This window comes from Amycolatopsis jejuensis, assembly GCF_000717335.1.
Classification (GTDB): domain Bacteria; phylum Actinomycetota; class Actinomycetes; order Mycobacteriales; family Pseudonocardiaceae; genus Amycolatopsis; species Amycolatopsis jejuensis.
Map to the genome: position 1 here is coordinate 13322 of NZ_JNYZ01000019.1, position 21277 is coordinate 34598.

Consider the following 21277-nt stretch of genomic DNA (forward strand, 5'->3'; position numbering starts at 1 on the left):
TATGCGGGCTGTTATGCGGGTACGGGCGTCACGAGCACGACGTCGGCCGACGGCTTTCCGGTGGCTGATCCACCGGCCTGTTCGATGCTGATCGCGAACTGCTGTGCCCCGGCCAGCCCGTCCGCCACGACCAGCGAACCCGACGGCCCGCCGGGCAGCAGACCGGCCGGGCGCGGCGCGAGGTCCGGGCCCATCAGCCAGGCCTCGTAGACCCGGTCCGGCGGCACCGGCGGCAGTCCCGACTGCAGGAACATCACGCGGTCCAGCTTGCGGGACACCATCACCGTGCCGCCGCCTCCGCGGGGCGAGGTGACGTGCTCGGTGCGCGTGTCCGGCGAGGCGAGCAGTTCGGCGACCGGGCGGTACCGGTCGCGTGCCTGGCCCAATTGGGACTGTGCGCTGTGCAGCTCGCTGCTGGTGTGCAGGGCGATCCCGCCGAACACACCCGCGAGCGCAAGACCAACGACGGCTGCCGCGGCGGCGATCAGCATCGGCCAGCGGCGCGGTCCGCGGGTCCGCTCCCCCGGTTCGTCGGGCTCGGACCGCGGCGGCAGCTGACGCGTGGTGCGCATTTCGGCCAGTACGCGGTCCTTCAGACCGGACGGTGGCTGTTCGTCCATCGCTGCGCCGAGACGGGCCGCAGTCTCGCGAAGCTCGCGTACCTCCTGCGCGCACGCTTCGCACTGTTCGAGGTGACGGCGGAACTGTGCCCGCTCCACTTCCGACAGCGCGTCGAGCGCGTACGCGCCGGCCAAGGTGTGCATGTCCGGACTGCTCATGCCGTCACCCCCAGGCAGTCGCGCAGCCGGATCAATCCGTCACGCAGTCTGGTCTTCACGGTCCCCTGTGGCGTGTCGAGCACGTCGGCGACCTCGCGGTAGGTGTAGCCCTGGTAGTACGCCAGGAGGACGGACTCGCGCTGCAGTTCGGTGAGCACCTTCAGACAGCGGCGTACCTGCGAGCGCTCCAGCCGCGTCGCGACGGACTCGGCCACTTCGTCGAACGGCCGTCCGCGCGCGGCTTCGAACGTCGCCTTGCGCTCGCGTTCGGTGCTGGCCCGCGCGGACCGTACGCGGTCTACGGCGCGGCGATGCGCGAGCGTCATGGCCCAGTTCAGCACGCTGCCCTTCGCCGGTGAGTAACGCGTCGCGGTCTTCCACAGCTCCACGAGCACCTCTTGGGCGACCTCCTCGGACTGCGCCGGGTCCCGGACGATCCGGCGGACCAGGCCGTACACCGGTCCGGCGAGCTGGTCATACAGCCGTTCGAAGGCGCGTTCGTCCCCCTTGGCGACCAGCGCCATCAAGCCCTCGGCACCCGGCTGGCCGTCCGGCGGCACCGCGGCCATGCGTGCGCTCTCATCCATGAAGGGCTCCTGCCGTGTTCTGCCCGGTCCGGGCGGCGATCGGGGCCTTGCGCCGCCACAGCGCGAGCCCGTGGCGGCGGATCAGCGCGGCGACGCGCTGCGGTTGCAGCGGCCTGCCGAGCAGGAACCGCGCGAGCGTACGAGTCCCGATCGGACGCCGGACGCCTCGCAGCGTAGCGGTCAGCGCCGGGTCGCCGCCGTGGTGCAGCACGACGGTGAGCGCCAGCAACTCGTCCGGACGCGGCAGGTGCATGCGGTACTCGCCGGTCATTTCCTGGAACGGCGACACGTAGAATTCCTTGTCCGCCTTCAGGTCTTCGTGCAGCAGGTACGCGTGGCGGCCGCCGTAGGTGTTGTGCACCTCGGCCACGACGCACGCGAGCGCGCCGTCCGGCGTGTGGCACCAGTACACGGTGATCGGGTTGAACACGTACCCGAGCACCCGCGCCGAAGCGAGCATGACGACCTGGCCGCCGTGCAGGTCCACCCCGCGGGACGCGAGCCAAGTGTCCAGTTTGGACCGGATGTCGCCGGGTTCACCGCGCGCGAAGTGGTCGCGTCCGTCGAAACGGGCGAATGGCCGGAGCCACCACGGCAGGCGGGGCAGGTCGTCGAGATCGGTGAGCCACAAGTACATCCGGTGCGCGAAGGAGTACGGCGGGTCGGCGCGCCGGACGTGCGCGACAGTGGCGTCGTATAGGACGGCAGTCGCGGTGTTCACCAAGCCACCCCGAAACTGGCTGCTGCGCGGACACCCGACGAGCAGCCGTCCTCGTGGAATCCCCAGCCCTGGTACGCGCCCGCGTAGGCGAGGACGCCGTCGTTGAGCTCACTGAGACGTCGTTGCGCAGCAACGGATTCCGGGGTGTAGATGGGATGTTGGTACGACATCTTCGCGACCACGCTCTCCGGGTGCGCGCGGGGGTTGAGGGTGACGGCGTACGTCGTGGTCTCGTCGAGGCCCATGAGCCGGTTGAGGTCGTAGGTGACTTGGACGGCGTCGACGTCGGCACCGCATTCGGGGGTCCGGTAGTTCCAGGACGACCGGGCCGCGGCGACTGTCGGGAGCACGGACGGGTCAGTGTGCAGCCAGGCCTCGTTGCGCGAATAACGGAAGGTGCCGAGCAGTTGTCGTTCCGCCGCAGTGGGATCGGCGAGCAGTCGCAAGGCCTGGTCGGCGTGGGTGGCGACCACGACGCGGTCGACACGGTGTGGCGTGTCGGCGTCATCGCGCACCTCGACGCCGTGCGCGGTCCGCAGCACCGCGCGGACCGGCGTGGACAGATGCACCGCGGTCAGCTGCTTGGCCGCCCGCTCCACGTACTCGCGCGAGCCACCAACGACGGTCCGCCAGGTCGGCGAATTCCGGACGGTGAGCATGCCGTGGTTGCGGAGGAATTCGAAGAGGTACTGCGCGGGGTACTGCATCGTGTCGACCCGGTCGGCGGACCAGACGGTCGAGACCAGCGGCAGGACGAAATGGTCGACGAAATACCCGGAATACCCGCCGATCGCGAGGAACGCACCGAGCGTGACCTCCCCGGCGTCGGGACGGGCGAGCAGCCTCGCGGCATGCCGGTGGAACCGTTTGACCTCGGCCAGCATGAGCAGGTACCGGCCGGACGTGGTGTTGCGCCGTTGCGCGAACAGGCCGGGCAGGCCCTTCGCCCCGGCGTACTGCAGGCCGCAGCCGTCGCAGCGGATGCTCATCGACATCTCGGTCGCGCGCGTGCGGACGCCGAGCTCGCCGAAGAGCCGGATCAGCGTCGGGTACGTGCGTTCGTTGTGGACGATGAACCCGGAGTCGACGCCGACGGTCCCGCCGTGCGCGCTCGGCACGTCGTGCGTGTGGGCGTGGCCGCCGAGCCGGTCGTCGGCCTCGAACAGCAGGACCTCGTGGCGGCGTTGCAGCAGGTACGCGGCGGTAAGACCGGCGACCCCGCTGCCGATGACTGCGATGCGTTGTCCCGTGGTGTGGTGCACGACGGGGATTCGGCGCCGGTCGTGGCCTGGATTGGTACCCATCCGCGCGCCGGGCCGCTCCGAACCCCGGGTATGCCGAACTCCGCTGCACACCGCCTCGCCGACTTCGCCGAACGGCTGCTCGGCACCCCGCTGCCGGTGGCCCTCCGGACCTGGGACGGCCACCGCGCCGGACCTGCCGGGCCGACCGTCGTCCTCAACAACCGCCGCGCGCTGCGATGGCTGCTCTACGCGCCGGGCGAGCTGGGTCTGGCGCGGGCTTATGTGTCCGGAGATCTGAATGTCGAAGGCGATTTGACCGAGACGTTCCGGCAGGTCCGGGCACTGAACCCGGTCCGGCCGACCATGCGGGACCGGGCCGAGGCGGTCCGGCTCGCCCTTCGGCTCGGCGTGCTCGGTCCGCCGCCGAAGCCGCCCGCGGAAGAAGCGCGGCTGCGGGGTGTCCGGCACACCCTCGCCCGGGACCGGTCGGCGATCGCGCACCACTATGACCTGTCGAACGCCTTCTACCAGCTGCTGCTCGACGAGTCGATGGCCTACTCCGCGGGCTACTGGACCACCGGTGACCTGGCACAGGCACAGCACGACAAACTGGAGCTGATCTGCCGGAAACTCGGCCTGCGCCCCGGCATGCGGCTGCTGGACGTCGGCTGCGGGTGGGGCTCGCTGCTCGTGCATGCGGCCAAACACCACGGCGTCCACGCAGTCGGCGTGACGATCTCCGCCGAGCAGGTGCAGCACATCCGAGGGCGGCTGGCGGCACACGACCTCGGCGACCGCGTCGAGGTGCGTCGGCAGGATTACCGTGAGCTGACCGGGGAACCCTTCGATGCGGTGGCGTCGGTGGAGATGGGTGAACATGTGGGCGAAGAGAACTATCCGACGTACGCGGCCACCCTGTTCCGCATGCTCAAGCCCACCGGACGACTGTTGTTGCAACAGATGTCGCGCGGCGCTGTCGCCCCCGGTGGCGGCGCGTTCATCGAGCGGTACATCGCGCCGGACATGACCATGCGCCCGGTCAGCCGTACCCTCGCGCACTTGGAGACCGCCGGTTTCGAGATCCGTGACGTACACGCGCTGCGCGAGCACTACGTCCCGACCGTGCGCGCGTGGGCGGCCACGCTGGAGCGACACTGGAGCGAAGCCGTCGCCCTCATCGGCGAGACAAGCGCACGAGTGTGGAGGCTGTACCTCGTCGGCGGAGCGCTCGCTTTCGAGGAGAACCGCATGGGCGTGGACCAGATCCTGGCCGTCCGCCCGGACGCGACCGGCCGCAGCGGACTGCCCCTTGCCCGGGAGTGGACATGATCCTCGGTCTCACCGCCGCAGTCACGCTGGTCGCCGTCACCCTGACCTTCGCCATCGCCCGGCGGCGACGCCGCTACGACACCATCGACACCTTCTGGGGACTGGGTTTCGCACTCGTGGCCGTAGTGGCCTTCCCCTTCGGCACCGGCCCGCTTCCCCTGCGGCTGGTGACCGCCGCACTCACCGTGATCTGGGGCGTCCGCCTGGCCGTACACCTGCACCTACGCAACCACGGCAAGCCGGAAGACCCGCGCTACCAACGAATGCTGGACCGCGCCGGACCGAACCCGGGCGCGCGAATGTTCGTCCGGGTATACCTTCTCCAGGCAGTGCTCCTGTGGTTCATTTCGCTACCGGTGCAATTCGCCATGTCCGGCAAGGATTTCGGGGTGACCGCCTGGCTGGGCATCGCCGTCTGGCTGGTCGGCTTCACGTTCGAAACCACCGGCGACGAACAACTACGCCGCTTCCGCGCCGACCCGGCCAACCGCGGCCAAGTCCTCGACACGGGATTATGGCGCTACACCCGCCACCCGAACTACTTCGGCGACGCCTGCGTCTGGTGGGGCCTCTACCTGCTGGCCTGCTCTTCGTGGCCCGGCGCGGCGACCGTCCTGTCGCCGATCGTGATGACGGCACTGCTGGCCCGCGGCACCGGAAAACCCATGCTGGAACAGAGTTTGCGGCAATCCCGCCCCGGCTACGCGGACTACGTGGAACGCACCTCCGGCTTCGTACCCTTGCCGCCCGGACTCATTCGCCGGTCAGCCCGTCGGTGAGCTCACGCAGCAGGTCGAGGTGCCCCAAATGCCGGGCAGTCTCCTCGATCACCCAGCGCACCGTGAGCGGCCGATCGCCCTTGTACCGCACAGTGTCCCCGAACCCCCGCGCCGCCACGACCGCCCGGCAACGCTCGGTCTCGGCTCGGTATTCGGCGAGCAACTGCTCGATCGGAACCTCGAGCGCCACCCGAAACTCCGCGTCCCGATCAACCTCGAGCCGCTCCGCCCACTCGTCCGGCTGCCCATCGAGGACGACACAGAACCAGTAGTTCTCCACCAAAGTCAGATGACACAACAGACCGGAGATGGTGGTGAGCTCACTGGGCAGATGAACGCGGCGCGCTTGCTCGTCCGTGAGCCCGGAACACTTCCACTCCACACTGGCCCGCAGGAAATCGAGAAACCCGGTGAGCTGAGTACGCTCGTCCCCGTCCATCGGCGGATCAGGACGTTGAGGTGCAGTAGTAGTCACGCGTCGCAGTGTGCCGCACACCCCCGACAATTCGCACCCACCCACCGCCCCGCCCCGCCCCCATTCCGGAGGGGCTTGTCAAGGCATCTTTCCCGCCTTGACAAGCCCCTCCGACCGTAGTGACACTCGGGCTTCGGGGTGCCCCACCAGCAACGGGCCCACTCAAGCAAACGCCGCCACATGAGCCTTCGCCCACTCCGCATAAGTGACCCCAGGCCGCCCCAGCAACTCCTCCACCACCCCAGTCGGCACCTGCGGATGCGCCACCGTCTCCGCAAACCCCTCCACCAGCCACTCCGCAATATCCGCCGGATACCCCGCCCCGACCCACTCCGCGACCTGCTCCTCCACCGTCAGCTCCACGAACGGCACCGGCCGACCCACCGCCTCCCCGATCGCCACCGCCATCTGCGCAAGAGACAACCCCTCAGGTCCACTGAGGACATACGTCCGCCCGGCATGCCCTTCAGTGGTCAGCACATGCCCGGCCACCGCAGCGATATCCCCGAGATCGATCGGCGTCTGCGTGGCCGACGCAAACACCGACCGCACCTCCCCCCGCTCCCGCACCGACGCCGACCACCCCAGCGAGTTGTCCATGAACGCACCCGGACGCAGGAACGTCCACGCAAACCCGGCCGCCGAAACCGCCTTCTCGACAGCAGCGAAGTCATGCCCGCTGGACGCCGGATGCGTGTCCCCGATGCTGCTCCCCGACAACGCAATCACCCGCCGCACCCCAGCCTCGACGGACAGCTCACAAAACCGCGACACAGTCCGCGCATACGGCGCCAGATAAACCGCCTCGACCCCATCCAGCGCACCCGGCAAAGTCTTCGGCCGAGCCAGCGACCCGACGACCACCTCGACCCCTTCCGGCAGCGCCGCCCGTTCCGGGTCGACCGTCAGCGCCCGCACCGGAACCCCGCGCGACACCAGCTCGTCGACCACCAGGCGCCCCACATTGCCCGTCGCGCCCGTCACCAGGATCGTCATGCCCCCACCTTCCCGTATGGCGTACGAAAAAGGACAGCGTACGGCATACGGGAAACCCCGTCAAAAGACGTCAGGGCGTGATGGTGGGCAGTTCCGGAGCGGAGACGTCGTAGATCTTGCCGGGCTGGGTGAGCAGCGCAGCCAGCACTTTCGCCTTACGGTCGGTGTTCTCGGCATTCCCCCAGCGCACTGTCTTGCCGTCGGCGAGGGTGAACGCGACGCTCGCCGGGGTCTGCGCCGTCGTGGTCTTGACCTGCTTCAGCAGCGGCTCCGGCAGCACGCCCAGCACTGCGGTGACCGCCCGCGTGACCGGATCGTCGGCGGACACCTTCGGCAGCTTCAGCTCCGGCAGCCCGGACGGTCGGTTCGGCACCGTCTTGAACACCACACCACCGCCGTCGACCAGGTGCACGCCGTCGCCGCCCGGGCCGCTGTCGAAGAACGCGATCGCGGTGCGTTCGGTCACCGCGATCTCGAGCGTCGTCGGCCACGAGCGCGACACGTCGACCGTCGCGATCCCCGGCATCCGGGCCACCCGGTCGCGGATCACGTCGACGTCCACGCGCAGCATCGGCAGCCCCGCGGGCACTTCGGCGGCGGTACGGATCTGGTCCGCCGGCACGGTTTTCGCGCCCTCGACAGTCACCGTCTTCACTGCGAGCAGCGAGCTGAAGAACAGCAGATATCCCAGCGCCAGCACGGTGACCACGGTCAGCAGCGCCACCCACCGGCGGCGGATTTCCTTGCCCCGCGTCGGCCGCGCCCGCCGCGAGGCGGTGCGGCGCGACCGCGTGCGGCGGCGGTCTTCCTCCGACCGCCGCCCCCGTCGTTCCCGGGCAAGGGCAGCCCGCTTCTGCTCGTCCACCCGGGGGGAGGACGGGCGGCGGCGCTGCCGGGTCCCGGTCATGCTCCGGCGGCCCTCCGGTCCAGCTCGGCCAGGATTTCCGGACCCAGCTGCGTCACGTCGCCCGCACCCATGGTGACCGCGAGGTCGCCCGGCCGCACGAGGTCCGCGACCAGCGCGGCGGCCGCGTCGAACGCAGGCTGGTAGTGCACCGGCACGCGGACCCGGTCGGCGATCAGCGCCCCGGTCACCCCCGGCACCGGATCCTCGCGCGCCCCGAACACATCCAGCACCACGACCTCGTCGGCCAGCGACAGCGCCTCGGCGAACTCGGCCGAGAAAGTCTTCGTACGCGAGTACAAATGCGGCTGGAACACCACCACGACCCGCCCGGTACCCGCAGCCACGCGCACCGCCCGCAGCTGAGCGTCGACCTCCGTGGGGTGGTGCGCGTAGTCGTCGTACACCCGCACGTCGCCCGCGCGGCCCTTGAACTCGAACCGGCGGCGCACCCCGCCGAACGCGGCGAGCCCCTCGGCCATCCCGTCCACCGGCGCGCCCAGTTCGAGCCCGGCCAGCAGCGCAGCGACCGCGTTGAGCGCCATGTGCTCCCCCGGCACCGCGACCCGCAGCTCACGCTCGGCACCGTCCAGCAGCACTCGCACCACACCGCCGTCCGGCGCAGGCGTGTAGTCCAGCACGCGGACGTCGGCGGCGGCAGCGCGCCCGTACCGGCGCACCCGCACCCCGGCCGCAGCAGCTTCGTCGCCCAGCCGCGCCGCACCCGGGTCGTCCGCGCACACGATCAGCAGCCCGCCCGGTTCGATCCGGCCGGCGAAGTCGCTGAACACCTTCACGTACGCCTCGGCCGTGCCGTGGTGGTCGAGATGATCGGGCTCCACGTTCGTCACGACCGCGACCGACGGCGTGTACGTGAGGAACGAGCCGTCGCTCTCATCGGCCTCCGCGACGAACACGCCGCCCTCGCCGTGGTGCGCGTTGGCGCCGGACTCGTTGAGGTCACCGCCGATCGCGAACGACGGGTCCATCCGGCAGTGCTGCAGCGCCACCGTGAGCATCGACGTGGTCGACGTTTTCCCATGGGTACCGGCAATGCACGCGACCCGGTGCCCGGCCATCAGCCCGGCCAGCGCCTGCGCGCGGTGCAGCACCGGGATGCCGCGGCTGCGGGCCGCGGCCAGCTCCGGGTTGGTCTCCTTGATCGCGGTGGACACCACCACGGCCGACGGCGGCTCGGGCAGCTCCGCGAGGTTTTCCCCGCGCTGCCCCACGAACAGCGTCGCGCCCTGTGCCCGCAACGACAGCAGCGCTCGCGATTCCTTGGCGTCGGACCCGGAGACCGCGGCGCCGCGGGCCAGCAGAATCCGCGCGATACCGGACATCCCGGCCCCGCCGATCCCGATCAGGTGGGCCCGGCGCAGTGACGCGGGCAGCTCAAGCGGGGTAGGCACCGGCAGCCTCCAGGACGATCCGGGCGAGGGTTTCGTCGGCCTCGCGGTGGCCGAGCCCGACCGCGGCCGAGCTCATTTTCGCGACGCGGTCCGCGTCGGTGACCAGCGGGATCACCAGCTCGGCGATCTTCGCCGGGGTGAGGTCGGCGTCGGGCACCAGGAACGCCGCCCCGGCTTCCACCGCAGGCTGCGCATTCACCGCCTGCTCGCCGTTTCCGTGCGGCAGCGGCACGAACACCGCGGGCAGCCCGACCGCGGACACCTCGGCCACGGTCATCGCACCGGACCGGCACACCACCGCGTCAGCCGCCGCGTACGCGAGGTCCATCCGCTCCAGATACGGCACCGGTACGTACGCCGGATGGCCCGGAAACTCTTGTACCACAAGGGTGTGCTTCGGCCCGTGCGCGTGCAGCACGCCGACGCCCGCCTCGGCGAGATCCTTCGCCGCACCGGACACTGCGGAGTTGATCGACTGCGCGCCTTGCGATCCGCCGAACACCAGCAGAGTGGGCGCATCCGGATCGAGCTCGAAATGCGCGCGGGCTTCGGCGCGCAGAGCGGCCCGGTCCAGCGACGTGATCGACCGGCGAAGCGGAATGCCGACGACCTCTGCCTTCGGCAGCGGCGTACCGGGCACTGCCACGGCAACCCGCGAAGCAAACCGCGCGCCGACCTTGTTGGCCAGCCCGGCCGATTTGTTCGCTTCGTGCACCACGATCGGCGTACGTCCGCGCGCGGCCAGGTACGCCGGCAGCGCGACGTACCCACCGAAGCCGACCACGACGTCGGCGTGCACGCGGTCCAGTACCTCGCGCGTACGGCGGACGGAATCGCGCACCTTGAGCGGGAGCCGCAGCAGCTCCGGGGTCGGTTTGCGCGGCATCGGGACCGGCGGGATCAGCTCCAGCTGGTACCCGCGTGCCGGGACCAGTTTGTTCTCCAGGCCGCGGGCCGTGCCGAGCGCGATCACCTCGGCGTCCGGGCGCAGCCGTTTCACGGCGTCGGCCAGCGCGAGCGCCGGCTCGATGTGTCCCGCGGTGCCGCCTCCGGCGACCACCACGACGGGCGCCCGGCCCGCTGCCGACCGCTCGGTTCCCTTGACGGGCTTACTCACCAATGACCTCTCCGGTTCGCGGTGCCCCGGGCACCGCGGTTGCCTGTCGTCCGCCGCGGCGACCGGCGCCGTTCCTGCGCCGGTGCGGGCCGGGCCGCTCGCGGCGCCGGCCGGGCCGCCTTCGCCCCGTTCCCGGAACCGCGCTGGCCCTTGCGGGGCGAGGGCGGGCGGTACGGGTCGGGCGCGGGCAGCCGCAGCAGGCGTCCGAATTTACCCGGGCCGTGCGAACGCAGTGCGGCCACCGCCTCGGGTTCGTGCCGCGCGGCGTTGGCCAGCACGCCCATGATGAGCATGGTGATCACGAGCGACGTGCCGCCGTACGAGATCAACGGCAGCGTGACGCCGGTGACCGGCAGCAATCCCACCACGTACCCGATGTTGATGGCCGCCTGCGCGACCAGGAACAACGTGAGCGTGCCCGCGACGATCCGGATCCACGGGTCGATGTTGCGGGTGGCGATCCGCAGCCCGACCACGGCCACTCCGGCGAACAGCGCCAGCACCACCGCGCAGCCCACGAACCCCAGTTCCTCGCCGATCAGGGCGAAGATGAAGTCGTTCTGCACGTTCGGCAGGTAGCCCCAGTTCGACGCGCCCTGCCCGAGCCCCTTGCCGAACAGGCCGCCGTCGGCGAGCGCCAGTTTCGCCTGGTTCGCCTGGAATCCCTCGGCCGAGGTGTCCGCGTCCGGCGACAGGAAACTCATCACACGGGCCAGCCGGTACGGCGCGATGATCGCCAGCACCAGCACCCCGCTCAGGCCGCCCGCGAGGATCACCGCGAAAAGCCGTTTCGGCGCACCGGCAAACCACAGCAGGGCCAGCAGCACCACGGCGAGCGTGATCGTGCCGCCGAGGTCGGGCTGCATCATCACCAGCGCGAACATCAGCAGCGCCACCGGGACCACCGGCACCAGCAGATGCCGCCACTGGTGGATCACGTTGTACTTGATCACCAGGATGTGCGCGCCCCAGAATGCCAGCGCCACCTTCGCCGCCTCCACCGGCTGGAAGGTGAACACGCCGAGCTTGAACCAGCCCTGCGACCCGTTCACGGTGGACCCGAGCGGCGTCAGCACCAGCATCAGCAGGCCGAGGCACAGCACAGTGAGCGTCGCCGACATCCGCCGGATCCGCTCGAGCTTGATCCGCAGGCCGACCCAGAACACGATCGCGCCGAGCGCCACGAACATCAGGTGCTTGGAGAACAGCGCGTACACGCCGCTGCCGGTCTTCGGGTCGTAAGAGGCCACCGACGACGCGGACAGCACCATCACGATGCCCATCACGGTGAGCACCCCGGTGAGCGCGAGGACCAGGTGGAACGACGCGAGCGGGCGGGAAAGCCAGGCGGTCAGCGCGGTACGCAGCGCGACGAACGGGCTTTCCTTGCGGCCTTTGCGCCTTCGCGGGGTGCGCGCCTGGTCTTTCTTGTCGTCAACGACCGTCATCCGCCGCCCCCGCCGCACCACCGGCCAGGACTGCCACCGCGGCGGCGAACGCGGTACCGCGCGCGCCGTAGCCGGGGAACATGTCCAGCGAGGCGGCGGCGGGCGCGAGCAGCACCACGTCACCAGGACGAGCCAGGGCGCTGGCCGCATTCACCGCCGCAGTCATGGGCTCATCGTCACCCGGAAGAAGGCGGTTGCACGGGACATCCGGCGCGTGTCGCGCGAGAGCGGCCTCGATCACGGGTGAATCGACGCCCAGCAGCACGGCCCCGCGCAGCCGCCCGGCGACCGCGGCGACCAGCTCGTCCACCGAAGCGCCCTTGAGCTGCCCACCGGCAATCCACACCACGCTCTCGTGCGCGAGCAGCGACCCGAGTGCGGCGTGCGGGTTGGTGGCCTTGGAGTCGTTGATGTAGCGGACCCCGCCGATCTCGGCGACCTCCGCCGCCCGGTGCGGCGCGGGCTCGTACGTGCGCAGCCCCTTCCGGACCGCCGCCAGCGGCACCCCGTGCACGCGGGCCAGCGCAGCCGCGGCGAGCGCGTTGGCGATGTTGTGCGGCCCGGCCGGGCGGACGTCGGCGACCTCGGCCAGCTCCTCCGCGCTCGTCGCCGGATCGGCCACGAAAGCGCGGTCCACCAGCAGGTCTTCGACCAGGCCCAGCTCACCGGCCGCCGGAGTATCGAGCCGGAAACCGATCCGCCGCGTGCCTTCCGGCGCATGCTCTCCGGCGATCTGCGTGGACCAGCTGTCTTCGGCGTTATACACCACGGCGCGGGAACGCTCGTAGACCCGGCCTTTCGCCGCGGCGTACTCGGCCATCGAGCCGTGCCAGTCGAGGTGGTCCTCGGCGAGGTTGAGCACCACTGACGCGTCCGGCGCGATCGTGGACGACCAGTGCAGCTGGAAGCTCGACAGCTCCACGGCCAGCACCTGGTGGCCGCTCTGCACCGCGTCGAGCACCGGGTAGCCGACATTTCCGCAGGCCACGGCGTCGGATCCGGCAGCACGGAGAATCGATTCGAGCATGCCGACGGTGGTCGTCTTGCCGTTCGTGCCGGTGATCACCAGCCACGCCGGCGGATGCTCGCGCAGCTGCCCGATCCGCCACGCCAGCTCGACGTCGCCGATCACCTCGACCCCCGCCTCGGCCGCCGCGACCAGCAGCGGAGCGGTCGGCCGCCAGCCCGGGCTGGTGACCACGAGCGCGGTACCCGGCGGCGGTTCGGTCAGGCCGGGAACCAGCTCGGAACCCAGCCCCGCCAGCTCCTGCAGCCGCTCGGCGTTGCCGTCGGTGACCGTGACGTGCGCGCCCAGCTCCTGCAGGATGGGCACGACGGATTTCCCGGTGACCCCGGCGCCCGCGACGAGAGCATGTTTGCCGTCAAGATCCACGGCGGTCAGCTCCCGACCCCGAGCTGCTCGCTGTAGAACAGACCGAGCCCGAACATGCAGCAGATCGCCGACAGCAGCCAGAACCGGATGATCACCGTGGTTTCCGCCCACCCGGCGAGCTCGAAGTGGTGGTGGAACGGCGCCATCCGGAAGAGCCTGCGCCGCGTCGTGCGGAACACCGCGATCTGTGTGACCACCGAGATCATCTCGACCATGAACAGGCCGCCGATCACGATGGCGAGCAGTTCGGTGCGCGTGGTCATGGACAGCCCGGCGACGAGACCGCCGAGCGCGAGCGAACCCGTGTCCCCCATGAAGATCTTCGCCGGGGCCGCGTTCCACCACAGGAATCCGACGCACGCGCCGGTGGCCGCTGCGGCGACCACCGCGAGGTCGAGCGGGTCGCGGACGTCGTAGCAGGCGGGCAGCGGCTGGGTCGCACACGAAAGCCGGGCCTGCCAGAAGGAGATCACCACGTACGTCGCGAGCACCATCGCCGCCGCGCCACCGGCCAGCCCGTCGAGCCCGTCGGTGAAGTTGACCGCGTTCGACCAGCCGGAGATGACGACGTAGCAGAAGATCACGAACACGATCGACGGGAACGTGATGAGCGCGAGGTCCCGGACGTAGGACAGGCTCTGCGACGCCGGGGTGAGCCCCTGCTCGTCGGCGAACTGCAGCGAGAGCACCGCGAAGAGGATGGTGACCACGAGCTGGCCGACCAGTTTCGCGGTCTTGTTGAGCCCCAGGTTGCGCTGCTTGCGGATCTTGATGAAGTCGTCGAGGAACCCGACCACGCCGAGCCCGACCGCGAGCATCAGCACGAGCAGCCCGGACGCCGAGGGCGCCGCCGAACGCGAGTTGCCGATCCAGGTGATCAGGTGCGCGACGAAGTACCCGGCGACCATCGCGATGATGATCGCGACGCCGCCCATGGTCGGCGTGCCGCGCTTCGACTTGTGCCCCTGCGGGCCTTCCTCGCGGATCTCCTGGCCGAAGCCCTGCCGCGAGAAGACCCGGATCAGGTAGGGCGTGAGCAGGATCGAGATCAGCAGACCCGCCGCGGCCGCGATCATGATGTTGATCACGCGTGACCACCGTTCGAGCGTTCGGAGGACGGAGTGGGAGCGGCCCCGGGACCGGTGAGCAGCGCATCGGCCACCCGCCAGAGACCGGCGAAGTTGGAGGCCTTGACCAGCACCACGTCCCCGGGACGGAGCTGATCATGCAGCACGGCGACGGCCGCTTCGACATCGGGTACCAGCACCGACTCCTCGCCCCAGGAACCCTCCTGGAACGCGCCCTGGTGCATCGCGGCCGCCTCCGGGCCGACCACGACGAGCTTCTCGATGTTGAGCCGGACGGCGAGCCTGCCGATCGCGTCGTGCGCGGTCACCGAGTCCTCGCCGAGCTCGCCCATCACGCCGAGCACCGCCCAGGTCCGGCGGCCCGACCGGCCCATCGAGGCCAGTGCTTTGAGCCCGGCCCGCACCGATTCGGGGTTGGCGTTGTAGGCGTCGTTGAGGATCGTGACGCCGTCCGCGCGGGTGGTGACCTCCATCCGGCGCGCCGAACGCTGCTGCAGCGACGACAGCCGCTGCGCGATCTCCTCGGTGGTGGCGCCCAGCTCACGCGCGACGGCTGCCGCGGAAAGCGCATTGCCGACGTGGTGCTCGCCGTACAGCGGAAGCGTGACCGGAGCCTCGCCCTCGGGCGTGACGAGCCGGAAGGACGCGCGGGCCTCGGCGTCGATCGTGATGTCGGCGGCCCGGATCTGCGCACCGGCCGACTCCCCGACGCCGACGACGCGGGCCTTCGTCCGGTTCGCCATGGCGGCGACCAGCGGGTCGTCGAGGTTCAGCACCGCGAGACCGGTGTCCGGCAGCGCCTCGACCAGTTCGCCCTTGGCTTTCGCGATGCCCTCGCGCGAGCCGAACTCGCCGACGTGCGCGCTGCCCACGTTGAGCACCACCCCGATCCGCGGCGGCGCGATCGCGGCCGCGTCGGCGATGTGCCCGACCCCGCGGGCGGACATCTCCAGCACGAGGAACTTCGTGGACCGGTCGGCCCGCAGCGCGGTCCACGGGTGGCCCAGCTCGCTGTTGAACGACCCGGGCGGCGCCACCGTGGCGCCCATCGGCTCCAGCAGCTGCGCGATGACGTCCTTGGTGGAGGTCTTGCCGGACGACCCGGTGATCCCGACGACCGTGAGCCCGCCGGACGCCAGCCGGTCGACGACGTAGCGCGCGAGCTTGCCCAGCGCGGCCAGCACCGCGGCGCCGGACCCGTCGGTGTCGCCGGTGAGCGCCACCGACCGCTCGTGCGCCTGCCCCGGCGGCAGCGGGGGGACGACGATCGCGGGCGCGTCGACCTCGCGGGCGGCGAGTACGCCGGCCGCACCGGCCTCGATGGCCTGCGCGGCGAAGTCATGGCCGTCGAGGCTCTCGCCGGGCAGGGCGAGGAACAACCCGCCGGGCCCGATCTTGCCGGTGTGGAACTCGACACTGCCGGTGACAATCGCGGCACCGTCGGTGCGATGCAGCCGCCCGCCGACGACGTCGGCGATCTCGGCGAGGCTCAGCTCGATCACGCGGTCACCTCGAGACGCTTGCGGATGGCCGCCTCCAGCTCGTCACGGTCGGAAAACGGATGCACGACCCCCTGGGCTTCCTGGCCGGTTTCGTGGCCCTTTCCGGCGATCAGGACGATGTCGCCCGGCCCGGCGAGCTCGACCGCGTGCGCGATCGCCTCCCGCCGGTCGCCGATTTCCTGTACCTCGCCGCCCAACGCCGGTCCGACCCCGCGGGCACCGGCGAGCATCGCGGCGCGGATCGCGGCCGGGTCCTCCGACCGCGGGTTGTCGTCGGTCACGATCAGCACGTCACTGCGGCGCGCGGCGGCTTCCCCCATCATCGGGCGCTTCGCGGTGTCACGGTCACCGCCGCAGCCGAGCACGGTGATGATCCGGCCGTCGGTACGGGCACGCAGCGCGTCGAGCCCTTGCGCGACCGCGGCCGGCTTGTGCGCGTAGTCGACCACCGCGGTGAACTCCTGGCCGAGGAACACGCGTTCCATCCGGCCGGGCACCTCGACCGCGGCGAGCCCGGCGACGATCTCGTCCGCGCCGACCCCCGCACTGTCCAGGATCGCGGCCGCGAGCACCGCGTTGGCGACGTTGAACGTGCCCGGCAGCGGGATCTTCGCCGCGCGGACGATGCCGTCCGGGCCGTGCAGGGTGAAGGTCTGCTCCCCGGCCGGGGTCGCGTCGATGTCGGCCGCGCGCCACGCCGCTTCGATGCCCGGTTCGATCGAGACGGTGACCGTCTGCGGCGTCAGCAGCGCCTGCCCCCACGCGCTGTCGATCACCACGACCTCGGTGGTCGACCGTCCGTCGAACAACAAGGACTTGGCGGCGAAGTACTCCTCCATGTCCTGGTGGAAATCGAGGTGGTCCTGCGACAGGTTGGTGAACGCGCCCACCGCGAACCGCGTGCCGTTGACGCGGCCGAGCGCCAGCGCGTGGCTCGACACCTCCATCGGCACGTGCGTGACGCCGCGCTCCAGCATCACCGCGAGCAGCGCCTGCAGGTCCGGTGCCTCCGGCGTGGTGAACCCGCTCGCGAGGCGCTCCCCGGCGATGCGGGTCTCGACCGTGCCGATCAGCCCGGTGGTGAGCCCGGCCGCCTGCAGGCCCGCGTCGACGAGGTACGAGGTCGTGGTCTTGCCTGCGGTGCCGGTGACGCCGAGGACGGCCAGGTTCAGCGACGGCTCGCCGTAGATCCACGCGGCGATCTCGCCGAGCGCGGCCCGCGGGTCCGGGTGCACGAGGACCGGCACCGGCGCGTCCCGCAGCACCGGCCGCTCGGCGCCTTCGGGATCGGTGAGCACCGCGGCGGCACCGGCGGCGAGCGCCTGGTCGCTGAAGTCGGCGCCGTGCGCGCGGGCGCCGGGCAAGCCGGCGAAGAGGTCACCGGGAAGCACGTGCTGTGCGCGCAGCGTGGTGCCGGTGACGGTGAGGTCGGCGGCCTCGGGGCGGTCGGCGATGAGCCGCGCACCCGCGCGGGCGAGCAAGGTGGCCAGCGGGACCGGGTCAATCCGGTCCGGGCGCGGCGGCGCGGCGGCCGCCTTCACCGGGCTGTCCGGCAGCGACGCGGCGGCGGGCCCGCTCTGGGGCTGGGACGAGGACACGGACACGCCGGAGAGGTTACCGAGGCCGCATCCGGGTGACCCAAGCCGGTACGGCGAACGCGCCCCCGCGATGGCGGTGTGCTATGCCGTCCGGCGAAGGTCATTGCGGCGCAAGCCTTTCTCCCGCCGCGCACCAGCCCAAGTGGACACCCCGCGCGTCATCGCCCCAATGTGGCATTCGCTGCATCCCACGCACCCAATGCCACATTCGCTGCATCCCACGCACCCAATGCCACATTCGCTGCGTCACATGCACCCAATGCCACATTGGGGTCGCTTCCGGCGCGCGCGTTCCGCGGTCAGCTCAGCACGAGCGGAACCACCGGCGACGGCCCGTCCGACAGCGGGATCTGGTACCGCTGCGACAGATAGGACGCGATCGAGTGGAAAAGCGGCCCGGCGGAATGCCCGGCGGGCAGCGTGGTGTCCGGTGCGTCGAGGCGGATGCCGACGACGAACCGCGGGTGGTCGGCGGGCAGGATGCCGGCGAAGGTGATGTTCGCGAGGCTCGAGCTGTACGCCTTGGTACGCGGGTCGATCTGCTGGCCGGTACCGGTCTTGCCGGAGATCTGGTACCCCTCCAGCGCGGCCGACGGCGCGGTGCCGGTGTTCGGGCTCTTCGCGTTCTGCACCACCGAGCGCAGCATGTCGCGGACGGTCTTCGCCGTCTGCGGGCTCACCACCTGCTCGGTTTTCGGGGCCGGCTCGGGCACCACGGTGCCGTCCGGGTTCTTCTTCGCCTTCACGATCCGCGGTTCCACGCGCAGCCCGTCGTTCGCGATCGCCTGGTACATCCCGGCCATCTGCACCACGGTCATCGAAAGACCCTGGCCGATCGGCAGGTTGCCGAACGTGGACGCCGACCACTTGTCGCGCGGCGGCACGTATCCGGCGCTCTCGCCGGGCAGCCCGATCCCGGTCTTCTGCCCGATGCCGAACTTCTTCAGCAGCGCCAGATACCGGTCCGGGCCGACCTGCTGGGCCAGCTCGAGCGTGCCGACGTTGGAGGATTTCGCGAAGACCCCGGTGGTGGTGAACGTCTGCGTGCCGTGCTGCCACGCGTCGTGCACCGTGCGGTCGGCGACCTTGATCGACCCGGGCACCTCGAGCGTGGACTCGGGCGTGGCGATCTTGTCGTCGATGGCCGCGGTGGCGGTGACGACCTTGTTCACCGAACCGGGTTCGTACGGCGTGGTGACCGGGCGGTTGTTGAGCAGGTCGTCCTTGACCGTGGACGGGTCGTTGGGGTTGAAGGTGCGGTCGTCGGCGAGCGCGTAGACCTCGCCGGTCTTCGCGTCCATGATCACCGCCTGGCCGCCCTTGGCGTGTGACTGCGCGACGTAGTCGCTCAACTGCCGCTGCAGTTCGAACTGCAGGTCGGAGTCGAGGGTGAGCTCGAGGTCGGACCCCGGGACGGCGGCCTGCAGCACGTGCTCGGAGCCCGGCAGGTACAGGTTGTCGTTGCCGTTCTGGGTGTTCACGATCTCGCGGCCGGGCTTGCCTGCCAGGTCCTCGTCACGGGAGCGCTCGAGCCCGAGCACGCCGTGCAGGTTGTGCTTGGACACGTCCGGGTCGTCCATCCGCCAGTTCGCGAGGCCGACGATGTTCGACGCCAGCGTGTCCCCCGGGTACTCGCGCTTGGCGCGCTTCTCCACGCTGATCCACGCGTACTTCTTCACGATGTCGTCGGCCACCGAAGGCTCGACGTCGTTGACCAGGTAGGTGAACGACTGCTGCTTGTGCAGCAGCGCGGACTGCTCGGCCTCGGTGGTGAGGTGCGGCACCTTCGCGGCGATGTACTTGGCCGCGCCGGTGACCTCGGTTTCGAAGTTCCGGCCCTTGTCCGGGTACTTCTTCGCGTACTCGTCCATCGTTTTGTGCAGTGCCCGCAGATTCACCGACAGTGTGCGGGTTTCCACGCTGAACGCGAGCTTCGCGCCGTTGCGGTCCACAATGGACCCGCGCTGCGCCGGGATGTCGATGGTGAGCGAACGCTGCCGCTCGGCCGCCGCGGACAGCGCGGGCGCCTCGAACCACTGCACCTGCACGAGTTTCGCGCCAGCAACGACCATGAGCGCGACGAGCATGATGCGGACGGCGGAAAACCGGCTGCGCTGTCCCCCGTTGCCCCGCTTCGCGACCGCGCGGCGGGTGCCCGCGGCGTACGTGCGCCGCGCGCTCCCCGCCGCCTTCGAACGGCCTGCCATTACTGTCCTCCCCCGGTGCCCGCCGGAGTACCCGACAGGTCGCCTTCGATCCCGCCTTCCTGCGGGGCGGACGGCCCCGCGGGCGGTGCGGTCACGTCCTGCTCCTGCGGCTGGGCCCGCGTCGGGTCGCCGACCACGGTCGTCTTGCCGTCCTTGCCGACGATGATGCGCGCCGGGTCACCGCCGGGCACCATGCCCAGCGCTTTGGCCGCAGGTGCCAGCTGTGCGGGCGACTGCGCCTTCGCGACTTCGCGCACCAGCCGGTCCTTCGCCTCTGCGAGAGAAGCGTTCTCCGTACGCAGCTTCTCGAGCCGGTACGAGTCGGCGATCGCCTGCGTGGTGAGCCACAGCGTGGAAGCGACACCTATCGCAAGCAGCCCCATCATCACCAGCACGAACGACGCGCGCGACCGCGGCCAGTGCAGCTTCAGCCGCGTACGCACTGTCGTGGTCTCGAGCGGCTCCGGCTCGACCGTCGGCTTCTTCGGCGCACGCTGCCGCAGCAGATCGGCACGCTGCGCACGCCGGGCGTACGCGCGCTCCGCAGCCGTCGTGCGCTTCCGTACCGGCGCCTCCGGCTGGGTGATCGTGTTCTGCGTTTCCCGCTCGACCGTGGTCGACGCCGACGCGCGGCGGGACTTCGTGGGTGCGGTCATCGCGGCTCTCCGATCCGTTGTGCGGCCCGCAGCCGTACCGAGGCTGCGCGCGGGTTGTGCTCGATCTCGCCCTCTCCGGCCTTCTCCGCTCCCCGGGTGAGGAGCTTCAGCTCCGGCCCGTGCCCGGGCAGCTCGACCGGAAGTCCTTCCGGGGTCCGGGATTTGGCCAGTTCCGCGAGTGCCTGCTTCACCAGCCGGTCTTCGAGGGACTGGTACGACTCGACGACGATGCGGCCGTCCATCGCCAGCGCACCCAGCGCCGCGGGCATCGCCCGGCGCAGGACTTCCAGCTCGCCGTTGACCTCGATCCGCAACGCCTGGAACGTGCGCTTCGCCGGATGCCCGCCGGTGCGCCGGCTCGCCGCCGGCACCGCGCTGTAGAGCAGTTCGACCAGGCGCCCGCTGCGAGTGAACGGCTCCTTCTCCCGTTCCGCCACCACAGCCCGCACGATCCGCTGCGCGAAGCGTTCCTCGCCGTAGTCACGCAGGATCCGGATCAGCTCGCCGGGCGCGTAGGTGTTGAGCACGTCGGCCGCGGTGAACCCGGTCGTCGGGTCCATCCGCATGTCGAGCGGCGCGTCGTGGGCGTAGGCGAACCCGCGTTCGGTGCGGTCCAGCTGCATCGACGAGACCCCGAGGTCGAACAGGATTCCGTCCACATGCGACAGTCCCAGCCCGGACAGTGCTTCGGGGAGCCCGTCGTAGACCGTGTGCACGAGGTCGACGCGGTCACCGTGCCGCGCGAGCCGCTCGGCGGAGCGCTCGAGCGCGGCGGGATCGCGGTCCAGCCCGACGAGGCGGAGCCGGGGAAAGGCGGTGAGCAGCGCGGCGGAGTGGCCGCCGAGACCGACGGTGGCGTCGACCAGCACGGCGTCCCGGTCGCCCAGCGCGGGGGTGAACAGCTCGACGATCCGCTGCAGCAGCACCGGAACGTGCTCGGGTGCGCCCGTCATCCCTTCCCCCTTTCCTGCGCGTGCTTCCCGGGGGAGATGCGGCGGATGCCGTCAGGTCCCTGCCCGCCCGCTTGCTGACCTGGCACCGG

The 21277-nt window shown here is 70.7% G+C and carries 19 protein-coding genes; 2 read left to right on the forward strand and 17 right to left on the reverse strand.

The genetic code is table 11. From position 1 onward, the window contains the following. Nucleotides 1-11: 11 nt before the first annotated feature. From OO71_RS25005 to OO71_RS25020, 4 genes are read right to left on the reverse strand one after another with little or no spacing between them, the layout of a single operon-like run. A complete protein-coding gene (locus OO71_RS25005) occupies nucleotides 12-779 on the reverse strand; it encodes an anti-sigma factor (RefSeq protein WP_033292334.1) in 768 nt (255 codons plus the stop codon). Next, entirely contained in the window at nucleotides 776-1366 is a 591-nt protein-coding gene (gene sigK / locus OO71_RS25010; RefSeq protein WP_033292335.1) for an ECF RNA polymerase sigma factor SigK, read from the reverse strand. The genes OO71_RS25005 and sigK overlap by 4 nt, the downstream gene beginning before the upstream one ends. Further along, nucleotides 1359-2087 carry a DUF1365 domain-containing protein gene (locus OO71_RS25015; protein ID WP_033292336.1) on the reverse strand — a complete coding sequence of 243 codons (729 nt, stop codon included), beginning with the start codon at nucleotides 2085-2087 and terminating at the stop codon, nucleotides 1359-1361. The genes sigK and OO71_RS25015 overlap by 8 nt, the downstream gene beginning before the upstream one ends. Continuing rightward, nucleotides 2084-3391, reverse strand: a complete 1308-nt coding sequence (locus tag OO71_RS25020) for an NAD(P)/FAD-dependent oxidoreductase (RefSeq protein WP_051792096.1) — start codon at nucleotides 3389-3391, stop codon at nucleotides 2084-2086. Before OO71_RS25020 ends, OO71_RS25015 begins: the two co-directional genes overlap by 4 nt. A 30-nt stretch (nucleotides 3392-3421) precedes the next feature. Here OO71_RS25020 and OO71_RS25025 point away from each other — a divergent pair, with 30 nt between their 5' ends. Next, a complete protein-coding gene (locus OO71_RS25025) occupies nucleotides 3422-4660 on the forward strand; it encodes an SAM-dependent methyltransferase (protein WP_033292509.1) in 1239 nt (412 codons plus the stop codon). After that, nucleotides 4657-5439: a DUF1295 domain-containing protein gene (locus OO71_RS25030; RefSeq protein WP_033292338.1), complete on the forward strand. Its 783-nt coding sequence runs from the start codon at nucleotides 4657-4659 to the stop codon at nucleotides 5437-5439. The genes OO71_RS25025 and OO71_RS25030 overlap by 4 nt, the downstream gene beginning before the upstream one ends. Here OO71_RS25030 and OO71_RS25035 read toward each other — a convergent pair. From OO71_RS25035 to rsmH, 13 genes are all read right to left on the reverse strand, one after another. Continuing rightward, a complete protein-coding gene (locus OO71_RS25035) occupies nucleotides 5414-5878 on the reverse strand; it encodes a DinB family protein (RefSeq protein WP_033292339.1) in 465 nt (154 codons plus the stop codon). The two genes, OO71_RS25030 and OO71_RS25035, sit on opposite strands and share 26 nt — an antisense overlap. Nucleotides 5879-6076: 198 nt before the next feature. Further along, the gene (locus tag OO71_RS25040; RefSeq protein ID WP_033292340.1) at nucleotides 6077-6910 is read right to left on the reverse strand and encodes an NAD(P)H-binding protein; all 834 of its coding nucleotides are present in this window, start codon (nucleotides 6908-6910) and stop codon (nucleotides 6077-6079) included. 70 nt (nucleotides 6911-6980) lie between these two features. Continuing rightward, entirely contained in the window at nucleotides 6981-7817 is an 837-nt protein-coding gene (locus tag OO71_RS25045; RefSeq protein WP_033292341.1) for a cell division protein FtsQ/DivIB, read from the reverse strand. Further along, nucleotides 7814-9226 (reverse strand): UDP-N-acetylmuramate--L-alanine ligase, encoded by a 1413-nt coding sequence (murC, locus tag OO71_RS25050; RefSeq protein WP_033292342.1) that lies wholly within the window; start codon nucleotides 9224-9226, stop codon nucleotides 7814-7816. The genes OO71_RS25045 and murC overlap by 4 nt, the downstream gene beginning before the upstream one ends. Next, the gene (gene murG, locus OO71_RS25055) at nucleotides 9210-10343 is read right to left on the reverse strand and encodes an undecaprenyldiphospho-muramoylpentapeptide beta-N-acetylglucosaminyltransferase (RefSeq protein WP_033292343.1); all 1134 of its coding nucleotides are present in this window, start codon (nucleotides 10341-10343) and stop codon (nucleotides 9210-9212) included. Before murG ends, murC begins: the two co-directional genes overlap by 17 nt. After that, on the reverse strand, nucleotides 10340-11791 hold the full coding sequence (gene ftsW, locus OO71_RS25060; protein WP_033292510.1) for a putative lipid II flippase FtsW: 1452 nt from the start codon (nucleotides 11789-11791) through the stop codon (nucleotides 10340-10342). The genes murG and ftsW overlap by 4 nt, the downstream gene beginning before the upstream one ends. After that, the gene (gene murD, locus OO71_RS25065; protein WP_033292344.1) at nucleotides 11778-13184 is read right to left on the reverse strand and encodes a UDP-N-acetylmuramoyl-L-alanine--D-glutamate ligase; all 1407 of its coding nucleotides are present in this window, start codon (nucleotides 13182-13184) and stop codon (nucleotides 11778-11780) included. Before murD ends, ftsW begins: the two co-directional genes overlap by 14 nt. A gap of 5 nt (nucleotides 13185-13189) precedes the next feature. Beyond that, a complete protein-coding gene (gene mraY / locus OO71_RS25070; RefSeq protein WP_033292345.1) occupies nucleotides 13190-14272 on the reverse strand; it encodes a phospho-N-acetylmuramoyl-pentapeptide-transferase in 1083 nt (360 codons plus the stop codon). Then, nucleotides 14269-15774, reverse strand: coding sequence for a UDP-N-acetylmuramoyl-tripeptide--D-alanyl-D-alanine ligase (locus OO71_RS25075; protein WP_033292346.1), 1506 nt, complete (start codon nucleotides 15772-15774; stop codon nucleotides 14269-14271). The genes mraY and OO71_RS25075 overlap by 4 nt, the downstream gene beginning before the upstream one ends. Next, nucleotides 15771-17315 (reverse strand): UDP-N-acetylmuramoyl-L-alanyl-D-glutamate--2,6-diaminopimelate ligase, encoded by a 1545-nt coding sequence (locus tag OO71_RS25080; RefSeq protein WP_156096534.1) that lies wholly within the window; start codon nucleotides 17313-17315, stop codon nucleotides 15771-15773. The genes OO71_RS25075 and OO71_RS25080 overlap by 4 nt, the downstream gene beginning before the upstream one ends. Before the next feature lie 356 nt (nucleotides 17316-17671). Then, nucleotides 17672-19579, reverse strand: a complete 1908-nt coding sequence (locus OO71_RS25085) for a peptidoglycan D,D-transpeptidase FtsI family protein (RefSeq protein WP_033292347.1) — start codon at nucleotides 19577-19579, stop codon at nucleotides 17672-17674. Next, nucleotides 19579-20235, reverse strand: a complete 657-nt coding sequence (gene ftsL / locus OO71_RS25090) for a cell division protein FtsL (RefSeq protein WP_033292348.1) — start codon at nucleotides 20233-20235, stop codon at nucleotides 19579-19581. Before ftsL ends, OO71_RS25085 begins: the two co-directional genes overlap by 1 nt. Further along, a complete protein-coding gene (gene rsmH / locus OO71_RS25095; RefSeq protein WP_033292349.1) occupies nucleotides 20232-21188 on the reverse strand; it encodes a 16S rRNA (cytosine(1402)-N(4))-methyltransferase RsmH in 957 nt (318 codons plus the stop codon). Before rsmH ends, ftsL begins: the two co-directional genes overlap by 4 nt. Between the last annotated feature and the right edge of the window lie 89 nt (nucleotides 21189-21277).